17 protein-coding genes, 1 pseudogene and 1 riboswitch are annotated in these 20,559 nt (G+C 45.8%); of the genes and pseudogenes, 5 read left to right on the top strand and 13 right to left on the bottom strand.

Annotated features, from left to right (window positions below; translation table 11 throughout):
• Positions 1-432 precede the first annotated feature (432 nt).
• Together IEW26_RS26795 and IEW26_RS26800 are read right to left on the bottom strand one after the other, a co-directional pair.
• Positions 433-1,455 carry a Gfo/Idh/MocA family protein gene (locus tag IEW26_RS26795; protein ID WP_145406622.1) on the bottom strand — a complete coding sequence of 341 codons (1,023 nt, stop codon included), beginning with the start codon at positions 1,453-1,455 and terminating at the stop codon, positions 433-435.
• Between the two features lie 97 nt (positions 1,456-1,552).
• Entirely contained in the window at positions 1,553-2,329 is a 777-nt protein-coding gene (locus tag IEW26_RS26800; RefSeq protein ID WP_145334688.1) for a sugar phosphate isomerase/epimerase family protein, read from the bottom strand.
• Between the two features lie 225 nt (positions 2,330-2,554).
• On the opposite strand from IEW26_RS26800, the gene IEW26_RS26805 reads away from it, so the two are divergent.
• A complete protein-coding gene (locus tag IEW26_RS26805) occupies positions 2,555-3,400 on the top strand; it encodes an AraC family transcriptional regulator (protein ID WP_268237081.1) in 846 nt (281 codons plus the stop codon).
• A 108-nt stretch (positions 3,401-3,508) separates the two neighbouring features.
• Here IEW26_RS26805 and IEW26_RS26810 read toward each other — a convergent pair whose 3' ends face one another.
• Genes IEW26_RS26810 through IEW26_RS26825 form a run of 4 tightly spaced genes read right to left on the bottom strand, consistent with a single transcriptional unit; the run spans position 3,509 to position 7,251 of the window.
• Positions 3,509-4,264: an amino acid ABC transporter ATP-binding protein gene (locus IEW26_RS26810; protein ID WP_188594617.1), complete on the bottom strand. Its 756-nt coding sequence runs from the start codon at positions 4,262-4,264 to the stop codon at positions 3,509-3,511.
• Positions 4,264-5,019, bottom strand: a complete 756-nt coding sequence (locus tag IEW26_RS26815) for an amino acid ABC transporter permease (RefSeq protein WP_111272684.1) — start codon at positions 5,017-5,019, stop codon at positions 4,264-4,266. Before IEW26_RS26815 ends, IEW26_RS26810 begins: the two co-directional genes overlap by 1 nt.
• 47 nt (positions 5,020-5,066) lie before the next feature.
• On the bottom strand, positions 5,067-6,401 hold the full coding sequence (locus IEW26_RS26820) for a CapA family protein (protein WP_188594618.1): 1,335 nt from the start codon (positions 6,399-6,401) through the stop codon (positions 5,067-5,069).
• Positions 6,402-6,414: 13 nt separating this feature from the next.
• Positions 6,415-7,251, bottom strand: a complete 837-nt coding sequence (locus IEW26_RS26825) for a transporter substrate-binding domain-containing protein (RefSeq protein ID WP_111272682.1) — start codon at positions 7,249-7,251, stop codon at positions 6,415-6,417.
• Between the two features lie 519 nt (positions 7,252-7,770).
• Here IEW26_RS26825 and IEW26_RS26830 point away from each other — a divergent pair.
• Genes IEW26_RS26830 through IEW26_RS26840 form a run of 3 tightly spaced genes read left to right on the top strand, consistent with a single transcriptional unit; the run spans position 7,771 to position 10,481 of the window.
• Positions 7,771-8,025 carry a hypothetical protein gene (locus tag IEW26_RS26830; RefSeq protein WP_188594619.1) on the top strand — a complete coding sequence of 85 codons (255 nt, stop codon included), beginning with the start codon at positions 7,771-7,773 and terminating at the stop codon, positions 8,023-8,025.
• 36 nt (positions 8,026-8,061) lie between these two features.
• Positions 8,062-9,267 (top strand): hypothetical protein, encoded by a 1,206-nt coding sequence (locus IEW26_RS26835; protein ID WP_188594620.1) that lies wholly within the window; start codon positions 8,062-8,064, stop codon positions 9,265-9,267.
• 38 nt (positions 9,268-9,305) lie between these two features.
• On the top strand, positions 9,306-10,481 hold the full coding sequence (locus tag IEW26_RS26840) for a PQQ-binding-like beta-propeller repeat protein (RefSeq protein ID WP_188594621.1): 1,176 nt from the start codon (positions 9,306-9,308) through the stop codon (positions 10,479-10,481).
• A gap of 160 nt (positions 10,482-10,641) precedes the next feature.
• Here the strand turns inward: IEW26_RS26840 and mmuM are convergent.
• The 7 genes and pseudogenes from mmuM to IEW26_RS26875 form a co-directional block, all read right to left on the bottom strand.
• A pseudogene (gene mmuM / locus IEW26_RS26845) lies at positions 10,642-11,694 on the bottom strand (homocysteine S-methyltransferase); the annotation flags it as partial.
• A gap of 31 nt (positions 11,695-11,725) precedes the next feature.
• On the bottom strand, positions 11,726-13,111 hold the full coding sequence (gene mmuP / locus IEW26_RS26850) for an S-methylmethionine permease (RefSeq protein WP_188594622.1): 1,386 nt from the start codon (positions 13,109-13,111) through the stop codon (positions 11,726-11,728).
• 91 nt (positions 13,112-13,202) lie between these two features.
• Positions 13,203-13,304: riboswitch (SAM riboswitch) on the bottom strand.
• Positions 13,305-13,412: 108 nt separating this feature from the next.
• Complete coding sequence (locus IEW26_RS26855) at positions 13,413-14,615, bottom strand: Ger(x)C family spore germination protein (protein WP_188594623.1); 1,203 nt, start codon at positions 14,613-14,615, stop codon at positions 13,413-13,415.
• Entirely contained in the window at positions 14,612-15,712 is a 1,101-nt protein-coding gene (locus tag IEW26_RS26860; RefSeq protein WP_188594624.1) for a GerAB/ArcD/ProY family transporter, read from the bottom strand. Before IEW26_RS26860 ends, IEW26_RS26855 begins: the two co-directional genes overlap by 4 nt.
• Before the next feature lie 46 nt (positions 15,713-15,758).
• Positions 15,759-17,471 (bottom strand): spore germination protein, encoded by a 1,713-nt coding sequence (locus IEW26_RS26865; protein WP_188594625.1) that lies wholly within the window; start codon positions 17,469-17,471, stop codon positions 15,759-15,761.
• A 179-nt stretch (positions 17,472-17,650) separates the two neighbouring features.
• Positions 17,651-18,571 (bottom strand): methyl-accepting chemotaxis protein, encoded by a 921-nt coding sequence (locus IEW26_RS26870; RefSeq protein ID WP_111272673.1) that lies wholly within the window; start codon positions 18,569-18,571, stop codon positions 17,651-17,653.
• 394 nt (positions 18,572-18,965) lie between these two features.
• Positions 18,966-19,409 carry a VOC family protein gene (locus tag IEW26_RS26875; RefSeq protein ID WP_188594626.1) on the bottom strand — a complete coding sequence of 148 codons (444 nt, stop codon included), beginning with the start codon at positions 19,407-19,409 and terminating at the stop codon, positions 18,966-18,968.
• Between the two features lie 96 nt (positions 19,410-19,505).
• On the opposite strand from IEW26_RS26875, the gene IEW26_RS26880 reads away from it, so the two are divergent.
• Positions 19,506-20,441, top strand: a complete 936-nt coding sequence (locus tag IEW26_RS26880; RefSeq protein WP_188594627.1) for a helix-turn-helix transcriptional regulator — start codon at positions 19,506-19,508, stop codon at positions 20,439-20,441.
• The last annotated feature ends 118 nt before the right edge of the window (positions 20,442-20,559 follow it).

Consider the following 20,559-nt stretch of genomic DNA (forward strand, 5'->3'; position numbering starts at 1 on the left):
TGAGCTGGAACGCTAACGATTCCAGATGACACTATTTACCTCATTTTGGCCCACCCTCACATGTAACGATTCGTAGAAGCGCTATTTCCACATTTCACACTCAAATCTGCTCGTTTTGAGCTGTTTCTGAGGAAATAGCGTCGCTGGAGATCGTTACATTTCTCAGACTGCCAAAATCATGCAAATAAGCTCATCTGAGATCGTTAGCCCGACCTGACGTTTCGCTCACCTTTGCTTATTTGCTTCTCCTTCGATCACTCACATAAAAAAAGACATCCACCAGCATACTGCACACTGGAGAATGTCCTTTAGTTGAATTCATATTTTCATTCTACACCATAGGCACACAAGGAATCATCGCTTCATTTGCTTACGGTAGCAAATGCCACTACTGATTACGAACCAAAAGCAGATTCAAGCCTATCCGGCCCACTACAGCTTGATGATTTGACCTGTTTTCTGGGACTCGAACGCAGCCAGGATCACTTGCAGAGATCGCAGGCCCTCTTCACCAGAGATGGTTGGTGGCGTTTTGGTTACGATGGACTCAACAAATGCATCGATCACACCGCTTGGTACTTGCTTTTCATTTGTCGCCATAGCGCCCACTTTGTACGTCTCAACCGTACCATTGGTCAGCTCAACGATCACCTCGTCGCCATCCACAGTACCGATTTTCATCACGCCGTTCTCACACCATAGCACGGTGCTGTTGTCTCCGCCTCTGTATTGTGTCCAGCTGGCTACGAGCGTGCCAATTGCACCGCTCTTCATGCGAAGCAGACATGTAGCGTTGTCATCTACATCCGTGCCTTCTTTGTGCAGCGTGCTGATGAAACCAGCCACTTCGGATACTTCGTCGTTCAGCAAATAACGGATAAAGTCAGATTTGTGCACGCCCAGGTCGCCCATTGCGCCCATGATCGCTTCTTCTTTGCGGAAAAACCAGCTGCCTGCTCCATCCAGGCTCCAGCCTTCCGGGCCCGGGTGACCAAAGGATGTGCGGAAATTCAGCACTTTGCCCAGACGGCCGGAATCGAGAATTTCTTTTGCTTTCACGTGCGGCGGCATCAAACGTTGGTTGTGGCCTACCATCAGATATACGCCATTTTTCTTAGCGGCCTCAATCATTTGCTCGCCTTCTTCAGTAGAAACCGCCATCGGTTTCTCAACCAGCACATGCTTGCCCGCATTGGCAGCAGCAATCGCCATAGGTGCATGCAGATAGTTCGGTGTACATACGCTCACTGCATCTACTGTTGTTTCATTGGCAAGCAATTCCTCATAGCTGGAATACGCTTTACCGCCGTACAATTCAGCCATTTCCTGCGCACGCTCCACAACCGGATCAGCAAATGCAACAAGTTCTACGTTCTCATTGGCAGCGTACTCTGGAATATGTCTGCGCTGGGCAATCGCTCCGCAGCCGAATACAGCAACTTTAATTTTACTCATGTACAAAATTCTCCTTTGACAATTAGATTCATGTTTGACACGGTCAGATGTTACTTCTTAAACGAATGCAGGTTAACGCTCTTCAAATTTAGAGCAGTTAAAACTGGTTCAAATAGTTTTGCTTCAGCCAGTTGTGGCTGTTCTCTACGCTCTCGAGCGGCGGATTCTGGCATACGTCCTGTTCCACAATAAGCCACTCTACACCTGCATTTGTTGCGCTTTCAATTACAGCCGGCAGATCTACTTCGCCTTGTCCAAGCTCCAGTGTTTTCATCTGACCCTGCTCGTCTTTGCTGAAATCTTTCAAGTGAAGCAACGGCAAACGGCCCGCATATTTATTAATATACTCGATCGGATTTTGTCCGGCAAACTGCACCCAGCATACGTCCATTTCCACCTGCACCGCTTCCGGTGTCGTTTGAGCGAACATGGCATCAAAGGCATTCGCATCTCCAACCTGACCATGGAATTCAAAGTCATGATTGTGGTAACCAAAGATCAGGCCTTGCTTCGCCGCTTCGGCTCCATACTGCTGTAATTCTTCAAACAGCTTGGTCCAGCCTTCCGCATTGTCCGGGCGATCCTCCGGCATCAGATAAGGGCAGATCATATATTGTGCACCGATCGTTTTCAGGTAATCGATTTGTTTTTGCAAATCCTCGCGCATGGCATGCAGTGATACGTGACTGCTGAATCCTTTCAGACCGAGCTCGTCTAGTAGCGCTTTCATTTCCTCTGCTGGGATGTCGCCATATCCGGCAAACTCGACCCCTTCATAACCAAGGGCGGCTACTTTGCGCAGTGTACCACGAAAGTCTGCTGCAGTTTCATCACGAAGTGTAAAAAGTTGCAAACCAATGTTAAGTTTTTTCATGACAGATACTCCTCTGCTCTCGAAATTTGCTTGCATTGCTCTATCTGGTATCATCCTAACGCAAAACAGGCTAGAATGAACATATACAATATAGTCAGAACATGAACTATCTGCTCAAATTTTATTTCCATCCTGAAGTAGTCCAATCCTTTGGCTATATAACTTCACTCGAGCATCGCCAGACTCACGCATACAGCAGGATCGAATCAGGGGGAGGCGTACATCTTGAACACATTGCACACATCGGACACATCTACATCCGTACTGATCTGTGACTACTCCTATCATTACAAGGCATTCAGTCATAATATGAAAGGCGAGCTATCCACTTATCTGTTCCGCTTGCAGACGGAAGGCTCGTGTAAAGTATACGTGCAGGAGCAGGAATTCCGCATGACAAGCGGTGATTTGCTTTTACTCAAACCGGGAGATGATTACCGCCTTGTGGTGGCCGAGCCTCATAAGGAAGGGCGTTTGTCCAGCGGCGACTACTACCTGTTCTGTGAAGGCAGCTGGATTGAGAAGTGGTGGAAACGCCAGTCACGTCCTACCGTAAGCCGCATCGGACTGGATGACAAGCTGATCAGCCTGTGGCGCAACCTGCTGCTGGAGAAACGGCGCGGGCCGCTGGAGGAAGATGCCGAGCTCAAGGATGCATTGCTGCGCGGACTATGCCTGTACATTGACCGGGCTATTACGGAAAACATTCAGACCGATCGGGCCGTTTCCTCGGCTCTCAAGCTCAAGCGTTTTATCGAAGAACATGCTACCGTGACGTTCAAGCTGGATGAAGCGGCACGTTACGCCGGACTCAGCCTTTCTCGCGCCGTTCGTTTATTCAAGGAACATTACAACCAGACCATGATTCAGTATGCCATCGAAATCCGTCTGAATGCTGCCCTGGAGCGTATGAAATACAGTGAAATGACACTGGAGCACATTGCCGAATCCTGTGGTTTTGCAAGCTATTCCTATTTTCACCGGGTATTCCGTGCACACTTCGGCGTATCTCCGGCAGAATATCTTAAATCCAGGCAGCACGAACCGACGGATGATCTGGAACATGTGTAACATAGCTTCTCATAGCAAAATAAAAAACGCTTTGGGCTTCACACATACAGTTGTGTGTCACTCCCAAAGCGTTTTATATATGAACGATACGAGTTAACCTCGTATGCCCTATACCTGATGCTCACCTTTGTTGCGGAAATAATTGTGCAAAAACTCTTTGGCACGTTCCGATTTCGGGTGGTTAAACACTTCATCGGGTGTACCTTCTTCAACAATTTTACCTTTATCCAGAAACAACACCTTGGTTGCCACTTCATAAACAAAGCTCATTTCATGCGAAACGAGAAGCATCGTTTGTCCCGAAGCAGCTGTCTTTTTGATCGTCTGCAGCACTTCACCCACAAGCTCCGGGTCAAGCGCAGAAGTTGGCTCGTCCAGCAGCAGCAGCTTGGGCTTCATCGCAAGTGCACGTGCAATACCCACACGCTGCTGCTGACCACCAGACAGATGTTTCGGATAATAATGTGCACGTTCGGACAAGCCCACCTGCTCCAGCTGCAATTTAGCCAGTTCAGTCGCTTCTTTATCATTCATTTTTTTGACAACCTTCAAGCCTTCTTTTACATTATCCAGAGCCGTTCGGTGCTGGAACAGGTTGAAGTGCTGGAATACCATAGCCGTCTGCTTGCGCAGTTCGAGCCGCTGCTTGTTCGTAATTGTACTGAAATCAACTTTGAAGCCTTCCAGATCCAGCTGACCCTGATCGGCTGCTTCCAAACAGTTTAAAGCCCGTAGAAAAGTGGATTTCCCTGCACCCGAAGAGCCAATCAGCGCCACGACATCTCCCTTCTGAATATCGACCGAAAGATCATTCAGAATCAGATTGTTATGGAAGGATTTTGACAGATGACTTACCTTGATCATTAAATGCCCCTCCTTCCCCATGAAAACCAGCCGCGATTCATCGTTTGCTGCACTGGGTCAGGAATAGAGAAGCGTTTCTCCAGAAAACGAAGAATCTGTTCAATAATAATGGTCAATACCCAATAGATGAGGGCCAGAGCCAGATATACTTCGAAAAAGCGGAAGTTGCTGCCCGAAATAATTTTACCTTGTGCCGTCATCTCAATAACCCCTGCAACAAACGCGAGTGATGTGCCTTTTAACAGGCCTATAAGGGCATTGCCAAGAGGTGGAATCGCTACAACGAGTGCTTGGGGAACAATAACTCTCTTCAGCACTTGAAGATAGGTCATGCCAAGGGATTCCGCTGCTTCAATCTGCCCTTTGTTCACGGATTGCAGGGCTGCACGAATCGTCTCGGAATTGTAAGCTGCCTCATTGAATGCAAATGTCACCAGTACAAAAAGCATTGCGGGTACCGCATTAATGTTGTAATCGGTGCCGTATTGCTGATTGATAAACTTTAATAACAGCGGTATCCCGTTATACGTCAGATAGAGCTGTACGATGATCGGTGTTCCCCGGATGAATGAAATAAACAGCGTGACAAGCTGGCTGAGTACTGGTACTTTTTTCATGCGTATCACCGCAAACAGCAAAGCAAAGACCAGACCTACAACCATTGAAATCGCCGTAATCTGCAGACTCACAGGAAGAACCTCTAACAGACGAGGGATGGCTGAAAATACCGCGTTAATATCGAAAATTTCTCCCATGGTTTACATCCTTCCACCTTCATTTTCAAAAAAAAGCAAGAGCGGAATTACTTCCACTCTTTCACAGTTAAACGTTCGCCTTGGCGTATAATTTCAGTGTTGTAACGCTCTTTGCTCACATCATTAAGCCTTTCAACTAAAGAAGCCGTAGCCTCCTCCGAAGCAAGCACAGGCAAACCTCGTTTGGTCACGCGGGCATCGGTTAATCTGAGATCAATCGGAATTAACTCATACTCAAACTTCTGCTGATCTGCATTCAGGTCGAACGAAATCAGGAAGTTCTCCGAAAATTTCCGGTGACTATAGAAGCCCTGCCAGTTTCCATCGCTATCTTTGGTTCTGTTCTTGTGAAGCGTGGAGGGAGATTCATTTTCTGCATAACCGTAAGCAGTGAACATCTCAGGAGATATAATGGATTCCCCCGCCTCGAATTCCATAATCAAGCTGCCAATGTTATAGAAAATCGGCTGACCCTGATACAGCTCCACACCTCTTGTAAAATGCGCACCATGCCCGAATACACAATGAGCTCCTGCATCCACAGCACTTCTTGCGAAAGTCTCAATAAATTCCGCCGGATAATCCGAATACCAGTCCTCATTCTCTCCCTCATGCGTATGCAGATTCACGAAAACAAAATCACTGCGTTCCTTGGCATCACGGATCGTTTCCAGAATCTCCTGCTGATCCTGGGCATGTGCTGTTGTTTTAACGCGAGAGTTGTTGCCCTTTTCAAAGGTCAGATAACCCTCAAACAATGATCCAAACTCATAGTGATTTTCGGATTTGCTTTTGAATGTCTCAATCCGTTTACCTGTTTCCATACTTGCAGCAATGCCAATCCGTTCGCTAATGCCCTTCAGTGTCTCGAAATCCTGCTCATTAACCACATACGTACGTGACCAGCGGAGCGGGTTCAGACCCGGACGGGCGGGAACACCGTTCCCCGGATTGGAGGCAGCAAATACTTCACTGCGTGTTACACCAATCGTAATGATGGCAATTCGTCCATCAGCCGTATCGATAAATACCGGCTTACGAGCTTCGTGCAGACTCATTCCAACTCCGAGAGGAATCAGGCCGCGCTGTTCCGCTTCAGCAAGCGTATCCGTAAGTCCTTCGATGCCGTAATCTCCCGTGTGGTTGTTCGCAAAGCCGACATAGCGAATATTCAAACGTGCGAACTCGTCCAGCGTTTTGGGACGTACACTGGTCTGGTATCCCCGGCCTGCGGCCGGTACTGTATTTTTACGCGGGGTAACAAATTCAGCATTGGTGAAAACCTCATCAGCTTCCTTTAAAAGAGCCAGCAGGTTCGGGTCCATGGTTTTATCTACATGACTGCTGGAAAACAACGCGTCTCCTGTAACGATAAATTTCATGTGATCCCCTTCCCTACTCCATCAATTCTTTCTTAGGCAGATAGTCGCCGCCGAGCTGCTCTTCACTGATCTTGAGCAATGTACCGTCATTGTACATTTCTTTAATTCTTTTGTTCACCGCATCCAGCAATGCACTATCAGCCGACTTGGAGAACAGGATGTAGGAACCGGGGTCACTATTTTCCGTAGAGAATGGAACAACTTTCAGGTTAGTGAAGCCATGCTCCTTGATTGCTTTTTCCGCCGAAACACGAGAAATAATCCGAACGTCATATTTTCCGGCTTCAATGCCTTCAAATTGTTTAACAAAGTTTTCTTCGGTGTACATAATATCTGCTTTGGCATCCGGATGCTCTGTATTATAGTTCTCCAGCAGCGTTGCACCTGAGTTGCCTACTTCAGTTACTGCCTTGTATCCTTTCAAATCTTCAATCGATTTAAGGGTATTATCATCCTTGCGTACCACAAAAACGTTAGCATTTTCGATGATAGGCAAAGAGAAATTATATTTGCTGCGTCGTTCTGGATTGGAACTGAAGTTGTTGGCTCCTAATTGAAAACGTCCATTATCCAGACCTGTCAGAATGCCTTCAAACTCAATCGCTTGTACTTCAAGTTTATATTCAGGGAGCTTCTCGAAAATGGCTTTCATGACTTCAACATCATAACCGGTAAGTGTACCGTCTTTATCGTAGCTGAACGGGTTACTTACGCCGCTTGTTGCCGCAATAATCGTCTTCTGACCAGATTCCGCACCCGCACCTGAACTTGCTTCGTTTTTGTTGCCGCAACCGGCAATCATCAACCCAAGCACTAATAAAAGAATACCCGGCACAAACTTCTTCTTCATTGTTATATCCCCCTTGTTGTGTTATCTCTCTGTTATTCTAACCATGAATTATAATTCATAGTAAATTAGTATGAAATGTATTATGTCACGGTGTATATACTCTGTCAAGGTAATTCGACAAAGAAAACTACATATTACGACACCTTTCTACATCTTACGAACGACACTTTTCTACATGCTCCGCAATAAACTTTCCTGTGACTCTCCTCCGGCAAAATGTAAAAATATTCGTTCCTCCATTACGCTTGGAATCGCAACTTTATCACTGACGGGTTAATGCAAGGCGTTTGGGCATCCTTCTATTCGCCTGTTTGAGTATATTTGCAGCAGCGGCTGGTTGGCATCCCGAGAAATTCGCCAGACACCACGTATAATTAGTTATTGAGAATAGATGCAGAACACGCAATAAATGATAATAAACTTGACAGTATATGACTTATATCTACATTATTTAATACAAAACTCAAAAAGTAGTCCTATATACCTATGAAGTTAGATATGATAAACTGGTGGAATACTATGGAAAAGGAGTTAAATTCTTTGTACAACAAAAATAAAACCAGCAAGCTTATGAAATGGGTAGCTTGGATTAGCATACTGCTATCCATTATCTCCAGTATCATCGTTGGACAAAACAAGGTTATTGGATTCCAATGGTCCTTGGCTCTGCCAGTTATGGTAAATGGCATTGTAGCAGGACTACTGTTATTAGGTGTTGCAGAGATCATACGACTTGTACAGGATATTAAAAACGAAACAGTAGGACCAGATTAAGTTTGTTTGACCTTAGTCTTAGTTAAGGAGTTGTTTATGTTGCAATGGTCTTGTATTCGGTTTTGTTTGTTGACTAGCATCCTGAGTCTGGGATTGTTGTCAATAAACACATCATCGGTTTCGGCTAAAGCCACGGCTGTGCCACAGCTTGAGTGGATCAAGGAGGTTGATTCTGGCAGATGGGGGGATGGATTCACTCCGCATTACTTCAAACTTGATGCCTCTGGAAATCTAAACATTTTGGTGAAAAGGGTCGTGAACGAGAAACTTATATATGAGGAGAATATCAGTGGTGAAACCGGGGATATCCGATGGTCCAAACCAAAATTCGATTATGGGTTAACCAGGGATGGTTACATGTATAGTTTCAAGCACACTGAGACAGATGACTATAAAAAAAAATCTGATGATATCATTACGGTCTCCGATCTGACAACCGGCAAACCAAAATGGTCCTCCATATATCCTTATTTTCGTGAAGGTCAGTCTTTGAATTTCACCAAAAACGGAGCACTTTATGCTTTCACTTATCAAAAAAATAAGTATGTGACCCTGTATTATTATGACGAAAAGGGAAAACGAAGCAAAAAGTTTATTCTCCCCTATATGCAACACTATACGGTAGAAGGTAATTTTATTTTAGGGCAACCTGACAATAAAAGCTCGTATATTCACGTTTTTGATCTTTCTACAGGTAAGAAGCTGACGGTGCTGACCAATGAAACAACATTACCCTTCGGAAATAGTGTTACAGACGATGGGACCCTCATTACTCGGAAGTTCATCAATAACCGTGAGCTTGAATTGAGGGCTTACTCGCCTGCGGGAGCTTTGAAATGGAAGTATGACTTTTCTTTTAAAAAGGGGCCCCCAGAAATTTTTGTCATTCATGATCGTGTACTATATCTGGAACAAACTGCAGGCAATATTTTACTTCTGAATTCAGATGGAAAGTTGATTACAGGAGTCAATGAAGCCCCCTTTTACATGCAAGGTGACCCAAATAGCCCGCTAAAAGTGGCAGTTGATCTACAAAGTTTTATGTACATCCAGTATACAGAACAGGGAATAGAACTCGTCATTAGAGACTCAAATAATCTGAGAGAGCTTTATCGGGTATCACAGAACGATTTGAACGATGTTAGGTTTAATCGAGATGAATTGTTTATCAATGGCCAGAATGAATTGTTTTTCCTGCCTCCCGATGGGCAGACGATCAGAAAATACAGGTTAGCTCCATAATTCAATTAAAAGACTATTACATAAGGAGTTTACAAATCATGAAATTAAAGCAATTCAACTACTGGCTCATAGCCAGTCTATGCTTCTTTCTTGCCAGCCCATCCGAGCCAGCTCTGGCTAAAGATCTTATGCAATTCCAATGGGGTTATGATATTACGAACGGTGGACAGAGCCGCACAAGCTCACATTTAATAGAGAGTGTCACAGATGCGATGGGGAACCAGAGTTTAATTGTTACTAAAGAAGGTTATAATGATGCTTATATTGACATCTTAGATGCCAAAACAGGGGCGCTCCTTTGGTCCATTCCAATTTTCAACAGAGGCTATGTACTTTCTGATGATGGATATATGTTTATTTTTGATGAGAAAAAAGTGAGTGCTAGGCATGTATACTCAGGTCAAGTCATATGGACAGCCCCCTTGCCAAAGCTACCGCTAAAATTCTCGTACTACTACTGGCCTGAGTTGGCCTTTCCAAGAGAAAATGGAAGTTTGTATCTGGCTTTGGACTCAGAAGAGAAAAGTACACTCTACCATTACAATTCCAAAGGAAAGATAAGCCAAAAGTTCAAGCTCCCATACTTGATTGAACAGATTAAAGGGGATGTAATCATTTCCAAAAAATACAGTGATCATCCCGATGTCCACATTAACAGCCTCTCCACAGGTAAAAAAATAAAAACCATTGTTGGTACGAAAGGTTATAACCAATTCATCGCTCTATCAGATGGTACTCTGATGCAATATAATCTCCAAGAAAATACTATGATTTTAAAAGCTTACAACAGCGCAGGTCAAATAAAATGGACAAAACAACTTCCCTATAATACTCGTTTTGATAGTTCATCAGCAATTGTTGCGTTGAAGGATCGTTTTTTGTTTGTGGATGCTAAAAACAAAAGAATTAAGTTATATACATCAGCAGGAAAATTAATTGCTGAGAGTGCATATCTGCCACTGCGAAATAATTATAATGGCTACTGGGAACCTCTCAATGTGGCAATAGACGGTACAAGTTTTATGTTTTTGACTTCAAAGAATGGCAATGACGAACTTGTTATTATGGATACAAGTAACCTGAACGTTTTGTCCAGTTATAAGAAAAGCGAATTTGATCTGGATAAGGAATTTCTATTTCTCAATAACACAACGGGTCTTTACATCATAAGCGATGAAGGTCGGAATTTGGTTAGCATGCAGTTGAGTAAATAGTTTCTTTGTAAAGTACAAAAATAGCGCGCTCCTCACGTTAATAGTGAGGGCCAATTCATACTGGCGAAGCCCTCACTAATCCTGTAATGGATCGGTGAGGGCTTCTTTACAACCTAGACGTATCTTTAACTGTTCAGTGCATACCCCTACATCAAGTCTATTAATTCCGCCACTTCTTCGCCAGCTCGCTAATCTGATGCGGTGTTGTGCGGCAGCAGCCTCCAATAATCCGTGCGCCCGCAGCAACCCATTGCTCCGATGCGTCCTTCATACTGCCACAGGAGCCTTGGCCGCTCCATGTTTTGGTTTCCGCATCGTAAGTCTCGCCTGAATTGGGATATACGATAACCGGTTTATCACTGGCACGACGCAAGATACCGATCGCTTCCGTAACGACTTCCATTGGAGCGCAATTCAGACCAATCGCCGCAAGCTGCGGCTCGGAACCAAATGTCTGTGCACATACCTGAAGCGGTGTGCCTTCGCTGATGCTTGTCCCGTCTTTTAACGAGAACGAAAGCCAGGCACTTGTCTCCGGGAATTCCTTGAGCAATTCAACCAGCACCCGAGCCTCCTGCAATGATGGGATCGTCTCGAGTGCCAGCACATCTGCTCCCGCTTCAACCAGCGCTGCCATACGCGGACGATGGAATGCTGCCAATGTCTCATCCGATACGCCATAATGCCCCACATACTCTGAACCATCCGCCAGATAAGCACCGTATGGCCCAACAGAGCCAGCGACTATAGGGCGCGGACGACCCGGCTTCTCGCCACCCGTATGCTCACCTGTACGACTTTCACTCTGCTCGCTTCCCATATTCTTGGCACGTCCCGAAGCCACTTCTGCAAGTGGTCTCATTGAACTGCTGCCTTCTACTGTGACACCCTGCACTTCTGCCCACACATCATCTCTCGCCTTTGCAGCCAGCTCTACCGTCTTGCGAATCAGCTCCAGGGCAGCCTGCTCTCCAATGCCACGCTTGCGGAAACCTTCGACAGTGGCCTGATAGCTTGAAGTAATTGCACAATCTGCTCCTGCACGGAAATAATCCGCGTGTACCTGCACAATGACATCCGGGTTCTCCAGCAGCACACGTGCAGACCAGAGCGGATCATCCAGATCACAGCCATGCTGCTCAAGCTCCGTAGCCAGTGCACCATCCAGAATCAGGAGTGGATAGTCGTTCAGAATACGTTGAATTACATTCATATCATTCGTTTGCTCCATTTTAGTCATGGGGTCAGCCCTCTTTCTTCTTCGTACGATCTGTCAGGTAATATACGATATAACACAGAATAATGAATGGAATACCGCAGTATAAAGCAATTCGCTGTGTCGGATCAAAAGCAATGCCGATGCAGGAGGCCAGGCACAGCAAAAATGAAACGATAGGTACGATTGGATATAGCGGTGTCCGGTAAACGAGATCCTGCACTTTATTTCCTTCTCGCAGATACTGTCTACGGAACATATACTGAGACACGCTGATGCTCATCCATACCGCCACTACAGCAAGACCCGAGATAGAGACAAGTGTAATATACACGGTTCCAGGTGCAATGATGCTGGACAGCAATGCCAGCGCACCACCAGCCATGCTGAGCACCAGCGCGTTGAACGGCACACCGCGCTTGGTCAAGCGCGCAAACCATGGAGAGATGGTCTGTTTATCCGCCAATGACCATAACATACGTGAAGAAGCATATAATCCCGAGTTAGCTGCGGAAAGAATCGCCGTTAGAATAACAAAATTCATAATGTCTGCCGCATACGTAACACCAATCCGTTCCATCACGGCTACAAATGGACTTTCCAGCACGCTTGCGTCCGACATCGGCAGCAGCGCAGACAAAATAACAATTGTACCAATAAAGAAAATAATCAGACGCCATAATGTCGTATGAATGGCTTTTGGAATGTTTTTTTCCGGGTTTTCCGTCTCTCCGGCAGCAATACCAATCAGCTCTGTTCCCGAAAAGGCAAAGTTCACGGCCAGCATGGTCATTAATATGGCCGTGGCTCCATGCGGAAACCAGCCTGATGCTGTAATGTTGGTAAAGAATGGCGCCGGAGACGCATCTGCCATCGGAATAATCCCAAACATGGCAGCCCCGCCGATAATAATAAAGAGCACAATCGTCATCACCTTCACCAGGGAAAACCAAAATTCGGATTCGGCAAACAGTTTGACCGTGAACGCATTAAACAGAAAAATCATCAGAGCAAAGAGTGCACTCCAGATCCAGACATTTACGGACGGGAACCAGCGCTGCATCAGCAGCCCGGCTGCCGTAAATTCAGAGCCCAGTGCAACTGTCCAGGTCAGCCAGTACAGCCAGGCAACCGTATAACCTGTAGCTGGGCCGATATATTTGGCTGCGTAGCTGTGGAATGCACCCGTCTCTGGCATATATACTGATAATTCGCCCAGACAGAGCATAACCAGATACACGACAAGTGCCCCGATGAGATAGGATAAAATGGTACCGAGCGGTCCTGCCTGCTGAATCGTGTACCCCGAGCTAAGGAACAATCCTGTTCCGATGACGCCGCCAAGCGAAAGCATGACCACATGTCTCGTTTGCATCTTACGCTGAAAATGACCCTTATCGCTGTTATTCTCCATATGACATACTCCCTGCTTCTTCATCCAGAACAAACAAAAAAGACCCACTCTTCCCGAAGAGTGCGCCTCTACTGACAAATAAAAACAACTGCTCCTATCTATCAGGCTTTCACCCGCTGGAATTAGCACAGTATCCTTCAGATCTGTTGCTGAGGTTTCTAAGGGCCAGTCCCTCCACCTCTCTGGATAAGAAAATGATTTTTTATAACTATATCGACTGCCACCTGATGTGTCAACATTTAAATAGAATTACGCCTGCATCGTATTCCAACAACCTGCTCCTCTACAGTATTCCAACAAGCTACTCTGTAGAAGACCCCGGATTCACAATTCTGGTCTTGACCTCATATGTGATGGGTACCTTCGCAAATATTTCATCCCAGTGATCCTTCACCTTCTTCCATGTCTTCGGATATTTGATTCGAATTGTGTCCCGAAAATCGGCAACATCCACCTTATACGTATGCTGGAGTTTATACAGCATCTGCTTAATCTGCTGCTCAACCAATTTTGCAAAATCCTTTTCCAGTTCATCCTTATAAGCTCCCTTCTCCTCCTTCTCCGGGTTTCGCCAATCCTCCATCATCCATCCCTCGGATTCAGCTTTAACGTGGAATGAAATGTTGTCACCATCCACTTTCGGAATAATCTTTGTTCTTTTCTTTTTGATCTCATAGATCACCGTAAATCCTTCTCTGCTGTAGGTCTTGATAACTCCACCCTTTTGATTTGGTCTTAGCCAGGACAGAGCCTCCAGATCCGTTTGACTGAGCTCGCCGATAAATTTTTTGGTTTTGGCATCGAAGATGCTGCCGCCCGAGAACTTGTCCTCCCCGTTATAGTTCAGTACATTCTGCAATAGAAAACTCGACTCGGATTGCATCTGGGCATCAAGCTTCGCGAGCGATACAGGCTCCAGAATTTTATTGGAAATGTAAGAATTATTTGTAATCCCGGTGAGATAAAATGCAGGAATGCGTGACGGGTCATTAGATGTAAGCACATCTACCGCACGATGATGACTGATCAGCACCAGACAGTTCGGGCGAATATCGTTATCCCGCAGGACGAAATCCAACAGCTGGTCCAGCCCATACTTTTTGGCAATATCCTTGGAAATCACGATGACTTTAAGATGATGTCCAATGAGCGGACGATCACGCCGCAAGGCAAACTGACGGAAAATCTGCAGCAAGGAATCACCAGAAAGCCGTTCATTGGAATAAGACGTTTTACCGGATGCAGGTGAGCCTGACTGCTCACTTTTTTGGCTGCTGGAATACCCTGGGGCAATCTGAACGGTGGCTGTTATATTGTCCAGCTTGGGATAACGTCCCCCCTGCTCCGCAATATTTTTCTCAAACTCGGTTTCTTGACCCACATCAATACCAAGCGCAACATACAAGCTCAAGTCCTCAATCTCCCTGCTGCTCCAGCAGCCCGAGAGTAAACTCAGGATGGTCACAACGCAAGTGATCCGTCCCAGCAGGCGAAAGAAAATCATGCGTGCTTGCCTCCTTTTTTACGTATCATGCTTATGAGCAACAGGATCAAGGGCAAAATGGCGAACAGCAGAACCGAAGCGTTACCCAGCATATCGCCAAGTGCGAAAGTTTCATCTACATCTTTCGGCATCATCGCCGCTAGATATATAACAGGAAGCAGAACATACATAATCTTGCCCATTTTTTTGGCCTTGAATAAGTCACGAATGCCTACTGAAGCACAGTAATGGGTAATTGCAAACGTGGAAAAAATCTGCATAATCCAGATGACCAGCAGAAGCGATTCAAAGCGCTCAAAGATCAAACCTTGAATCTCGAAGCTGCGTACAAGATCCAGGGTTGGCCATGTCCTCGTTTTGATTCCGTCAAGTGAAAGGCTTCCTACAACCATGACAACTGTGATGAGGTAGACAGCAGTGGAGACAGCTATGCCCCATGTGATCGCTTTATTGCTTTGTTTCGGATTCTGCATATATGCCGTAATGACCAGCATGACCTCGTAACCTGTATAAGACAACAGGGATGGCTTCAAGCCCTTCATGACCGGCAAGAGTCCTTCACCCAAAACAGGCCTTAAATTGCTGATCTCGAACAATTGATTGCTAAGCAGTATTTCCATAACGAAGATGACCAGCGTAAGAGGCAGGATGATCTCAAACACGCGAAGAATCACCGATAGTCCACCAGAGATCAGATAGATACCAATCCACATGAACACCATCACAATGGCCCAAGTAGGTGTACGCTCAAGCAAATACATACCCGTTACATCTGCCATAACTCGAATCTCGAAAGCAGCAATAATCATAAAATACAGAATCATGGCACAACCCAGAATGTACGCGATCCAGCGCCCGGTAATTTCTCTTGTAAACTGAAACACTGTTTTTTCGGGAAATCTGCGGCATAAGGTCACAAGAATGATACCCACGCCTGTGATGATTAGCCCGGACAAAATGATGGAGATCCAGACGTCAGGTGTTCCCACCGCTTTGCTCGTCGTTCGTGGCAGCGTTAATATCCCTGCACCCAGCATATAATTGACGATAATCACAACCGCCTGTGTAGTACTTATTTTCCCCTGAGCATCCTTCAATGAAGTGCACCTCCAATCCTTCAGCCGAATTAATCACTGTTATGCCTCACTTCTTCCGATCCTCATCCACCGTGTTCATCATTTCGGGGCGCCTTCTCATCATGGACAGTGGCGCACGGATGATGAAATCCTTCCAGTCACTCAACCGATAAGGTACAGCTGGGGCTACGTATGGAACACCGAAGCTGGTCAGCCGCGCGAGATGTGTGCATATCAGCAGAAAGAACATAACTACCCCATACAATCCGAGCACTGCAGCACTGAACATGGCAGCGAACCGCAAAATCCTTAGTGTTAATCCTGCGCTGTACACCGGAATCGTAAAAGACGAGATTGCCGTAACGGCCACCACGATGACCAGGAACTGACTGATAATGCCTGCTTGTACCGCTGCTTGACCAATAATGAGACCCCCAACGATTCCCATCGCAGGTCCAATTGGCTTAGGTAGACGAATCCCCGCTTCCCTCAGAATTTCGATAGACAGCTCCATAATTAATACTTCAATAAGGGATGGGAAAGGTACTCCTGTCCTCGTCTCAATGATGGTCAACACTAGCTTGGTGGGAATCAGACCTGGATGAAATGAGATAAACGAGATATACAGAGCGGGCGCAAGTAAAGCCAGCATGGCAGATAGAAAGCGAAGCATACGTAGAAAAGTACCGGGAATCCAACGCTCATAATAATCCTCGGGAGATTGCAGCAGCATGCTGAAGGTCACCGGCACAACGAGTACAAATGGCGTCCCATCCAGTAAAATCGCCACCCTTCCTTCCAGCAGGGCACCGATTACCCGGTCAGGTCTCTCCGTATTCAATATTTGCTGGAACGGGCTCAGCGTATTGTCTTCAATCAATTGCTCGACATAACCCGATTCCAGGAAATTGTCCATATTCATCTCACGAATGCGCTTCTCGACTTCTGCCACCAGTTTCGGGTCAGCAATGTCCTGTATATAGGCAATGGCGAGGTCTTTTTTAATGCGCGAGCCTACCTCAATCTTTTCAATGAACAAGCTCTGATCGCTGCCATACCGACGCAGAATGCCTGTATTGTCACTCAGCTGCTCCGTAAATCCAATTCGCGGCCCCCGCAGTAATGCTTCGGATAACGGCTCATCAATGCTTCGTGTCTTGCCCTTCGAGGTGCCGATCAGCATACCGCCTGGCATACCGTCCACCAGCAATCCATTTTTCCCCACCAGTACACCGAGTGCAAACTCCTGCAGTGAACCTGTCTCCTGAATCTGGCTGACAGGCAGCAGTTGGTTCTGTAGATAGCTGGACAGCGCCTGACGATTCTCCGGATGCACAAAACCCTCCTGTTTCAGTTCAGGCACACCATCCGTCATTAAAGGTGTAATCAAATGCTCATCAACTAATTCCTGATCCACCAATCCTTCGGTATAGATCACAGCAGCTCTTGTGTTTGTACCTCTGATCGTAAACTCGCGAATATGTACATCTGCATTTTTGGCAAAAGTTTCTTTCACACTTGTCATATCTGTTGCATATTCGCCTGTTAATTTGATGTTTGCATAGTGCCCTGTCTCTATACCCGGTCCTGTGCCTGCCTCTGCGGGTGAAATGTCTCTGGAGGAGATGGGAGGCTTGGTGGAACGAGAAAAGCTGCCTCTCTGTACAGCTGTATTCAACCATCGCCAGATCAGCGTAATAATCACGGGGACAATGAATACCAGCATAGCCTGAGCCCATATCGGCCATTCAGGAATATACGATATAATTTTAGACCACATGTCCTCCGCCTCCCTTTCTGCAAAAATCAAGCTACAGGTATTCCCGAATTATTGTGTCCTGTTTACCCGCAAAAATTCCGTGTTTTTGCCAACATATCCAATAGAACGCTTTCTTCTTCTATTTTTTTGAACAACAAAAAAACGACCCTGCAAGGAGCAGAATCGTTCTGATATTTAACTTATACGATGCGAGTTACATGCTGTGCCTTGTCATCAAGCAGGCGGGCTGCGTCTGCGATTGTTTTGAAATCCTGTAACGCTATCTCAATTCTCTCATTGCTATGCTGCACATACTGCTCCACCTTTTTGGTGCCGTTAGTGATATTCGTGATTTCCTTGGTTATACCCGTGACACTGTCCCGAATCTCATTAATGGAATTTTCCACCATCGCGGACAGCTTGCGCACTTCCTTCGCTACAATATCGAAGCCTCTTCCAAACTCTCCAGCATGTGCAGCTTCAATAGCTGCATTCAGTGCCAGCAGTTGGGTCTGAGAAGATATTTCCCGAATCGTGCGTACCACACCTTGAATGGAGCCAGCCTGTTCCTGAAGATGAGTCAGTGTGGACTGGTTTGTTGCCGACACCTCCGAGATATAAGCGACGCTGGACAACAGCTCATGACTTCGACCGATACCCGCATCGGCCTGCTCGTTTAATTCCTGAGAGAGTGCCTTCAGCTCCTGCACAACCGTTGTGATATTATTCTGACGATTTGTAATATTCGTCGCCATCTTGCAGACTCCCAGAATTCTTTGATTAGACTCATCATATACCGGCATGTACGTAGCTTCGAGCCATACGGACTGCCCTCTGGCATCCATCCGCTCCACCTTGTCCTGAAAACTCTTCCCGTTTAAAATGCTTCTCCAAAACTCCTCATACGCCGGACTGTCTGTAAATTTACCGAAACATAATTGGCGATGATGCATGCCATACATCTCTTCTTTGGTATATCCCATTGTTGAAGCAAATACATCATTCACGTATGTAACCTTACGATTTACATCAAACCGTATAATAGCCAAGCTTTTTTCCAGCGCCTTGATCACCAGTGCGTCCGTAACCTCATCCTGCTGTACATTCCCCAATAAAGTCATCTAAATCCCCCACAATCCGTCCCGTAGTGAATAACGTCATATCTTGTAACTGCTTGCCTGATGCAGATGGATGACAAGTGCAAATCACTGTTTTCCCTTTAACGCACCTGCATTCCTGCATTTGATTCTAGGTATTGATACCCCAATTCGGGACTTTTGGATCACTAAATTGCATGAATCTTAAAATATATTTTTTTCACACATCTACAGTCTTCTACGTACTAAGCGTTACGGGCCGAATCATACAACAAATTGCATCTGTTTGCTAGGGCAGAATTCACGTTCCGCACCATAAATATTAATAAAAGAAGAGTAGCTGGAGATCCATATCTCCATTTACTCTTCTTTAGCAAAGATGCATCTGTAAACAGTTTTTAAGTGAAAATTATAGTGATCAAAAATCATGTACTGTAACACACAGCTGTATGACAACACCAAACGGATCACGAACGATGCCATAGCCGGGGCTGAATTCATTCCGTTCATATGGCACAAGCACCTTTACCCCTGGATACTGCGATAATTCCTCATATAATCGGTCGATCTGCTCTTGATCCTGAGACTGAATGCACATTGAAATACTATTCCCCGATTCCCAAGGCCTTTCCGCATCCATCGCTTCTTCGGCAATCATTACTTTGTTTACGCCAACCTGCAGTACGGAATGTGTGATGTATTCATCCTGACCAGCGGGATACGTGAACTCGGGACTCATCTCTTTCATTTCCTTGTAGTTCTTGCGAAAAAGCACCTTCGCCCCTAACGTTTTCTCATAAAATGCAATGGCCTCCGCCGCATCCCCGTTCATGGACAGGAATGGAATAACTTCATACTTCATCAGAATTGCCTCCTCTATTCATTTGCCTTACACTTAAGACTATAACGAATAAAGGTGCCAATTCACGGCACCATTGAAAGGACAGGGTGCAGCCTGGTGAAAAAAACAGAACGATTACATCACATGCTTCGCTTTATTAATCAAAAACAACACTTCACCCTGCCTGAGCTGATGCAGGAGTTCCACATCTCCAAACGTACGGCTCTGCGAGATATTGCGTCTTTGGAAGAGATGGGTGCGCCCATCTATGTTGAATATGGACGTTACGGCGGCTATCGGCTGCTCCAGCAGATGCAGCTGCCTCCGATCTCTTTTAACACCGATGAGCTTCATGCCCTGTATTTTGCCATGCAGGCACTGCGCAGCTTCTCCAGCCTGCCATTCCAGACGACATTTGATTCCGTTCATCAGAAGTTTATGGCGGCACTATCTGACAAGCAGCGGGACAATATTCACAATATGCAGCAGCGTGTCATCTTCAAACATACCGAACAAATCAAGGACAGCTCCCACCTGGAGCTTCTATTAATGGCAGCTGTGCAGCAGCAGGTCATTCAGATGACGTATTCGGATAACGGTCCCCGTATTATTCAGCCCATTGCACTGTACGCCAGTAAAGGCTACTGGTACTGTCAGGCGTATGACCTGAAAAAGAAAGCTTACCGTGTATTTCGCTGTGATCGCATTATAACGGCGTTCTTAACTGATATTGAGCCTGTTAAGCAGGTTGCCGATCTACATGCAGAGCATCTTCATGCCTTATGGAAACCGTCGGAGCAGGCGATTTCGTTTCAATGCAGGATTAATGAGACAGGAATGGAGTTATTTCGTCAGAACCACTTTCCATCTATGCACATTGAAGAACAGCACGGTATGCAAATGCTCGTCGGGACCTATGAACCCCATGAACTGGATTTCATCGTGAGCTATCTTGCAGGGTACGGCACTTCTATTCAGATAGTTGCACCTGACACGTTAAAGGAATCACTGAGACAGCATTATTTGCATTTGTTGAGTCATATAACTGAATGAGTCATTGTTGAATCCAAAGTGTTTAAATCTAGCCCTGCGGCCTTTATAGTTAATTCTTCTCTTCTAAACTTAAAACACCCGGCAGGATGCATACCGAGGAACATACGGTATACATCCA

The sequence above is a fragment of the Paenibacillus silvae genome, from assembly GCF_014639235.1.
GTDB lineage: Bacteria > Bacillota > Bacilli > Paenibacillales > Paenibacillaceae > Paenibacillus > Paenibacillus silvae.

Coding starts and splice junctions, on each gene's coding strand:
- IEW26_RS26835 (WP_188594620.1), top strand. CDS start 8,062: ATGTTGCAATGGTCTTGTATTCGGTTTTGTTTGTTGACTAGCATCCTG.
- IEW26_RS26870 (WP_111272673.1), bottom strand. CDS start 18,571: ATGACTTTATTGGGGAATGTACAGCAGGATGAGGTTACGGACGCACTG.
- IEW26_RS26820 (WP_188594618.1), bottom strand. CDS start 6,401: ATGAAATTTATCGTTACAGGAGACGCGTTGTTTTCCAGCAGTCATGTA.
- IEW26_RS26855 (WP_188594623.1), bottom strand. CDS start 14,615: ATGATTTTCTTTCGCCTGCTGGGACGGATCACTTGCGTTGTGACCATC.
- IEW26_RS26865 (WP_188594625.1), bottom strand. CDS start 17,471: ATGTGGTCTAAAATTATATCGTATATTCCTGAATGGCCGATATGGGCT.
- IEW26_RS26800 (WP_145334688.1), bottom strand. CDS start 2,329: ATGAAAAAACTTAACATTGGTTTGCAACTTTTTACACTTCGTGATGAA.
- IEW26_RS26840 (WP_188594621.1), top strand. CDS start 9,306: ATGAAATTAAAGCAATTCAACTACTGGCTCATAGCCAGTCTATGCTTC.
- IEW26_RS26825 (WP_111272682.1), bottom strand. CDS start 7,251: ATGAAGAAGAAGTTTGTGCCGGGTATTCTTTTATTAGTGCTTGGGTTG.
- IEW26_RS26875 (WP_188594626.1), bottom strand. CDS start 19,409: ATGAAGTATGAAGTTATTCCATTCCTGTCCATGAACGGGGATGCGGCG.
- IEW26_RS26830 (WP_188594619.1), top strand. CDS start 7,771: ATGGAAAAGGAGTTAAATTCTTTGTACAACAAAAATAAAACCAGCAAG.
- IEW26_RS26795 (WP_145406622.1), bottom strand. CDS start 1,455: ATGAGTAAAATTAAAGTTGCTGTATTCGGCTGCGGAGCGATTGCCCAG.
- IEW26_RS26815 (WP_111272684.1), bottom strand. CDS start 5,019: ATGGGAGAAATTTTCGATATTAACGCGGTATTTTCAGCCATCCCTCGT.
- IEW26_RS26810 (WP_188594617.1), bottom strand. CDS start 4,264: ATGATCAAGGTAAGTCATCTGTCAAAATCCTTCCATAACAATCTGATT.
- mmuP (WP_188594622.1), bottom strand. CDS start 13,111: ATGGAGAATAACAGCGATAAGGGTCATTTTCAGCGTAAGATGCAAACG.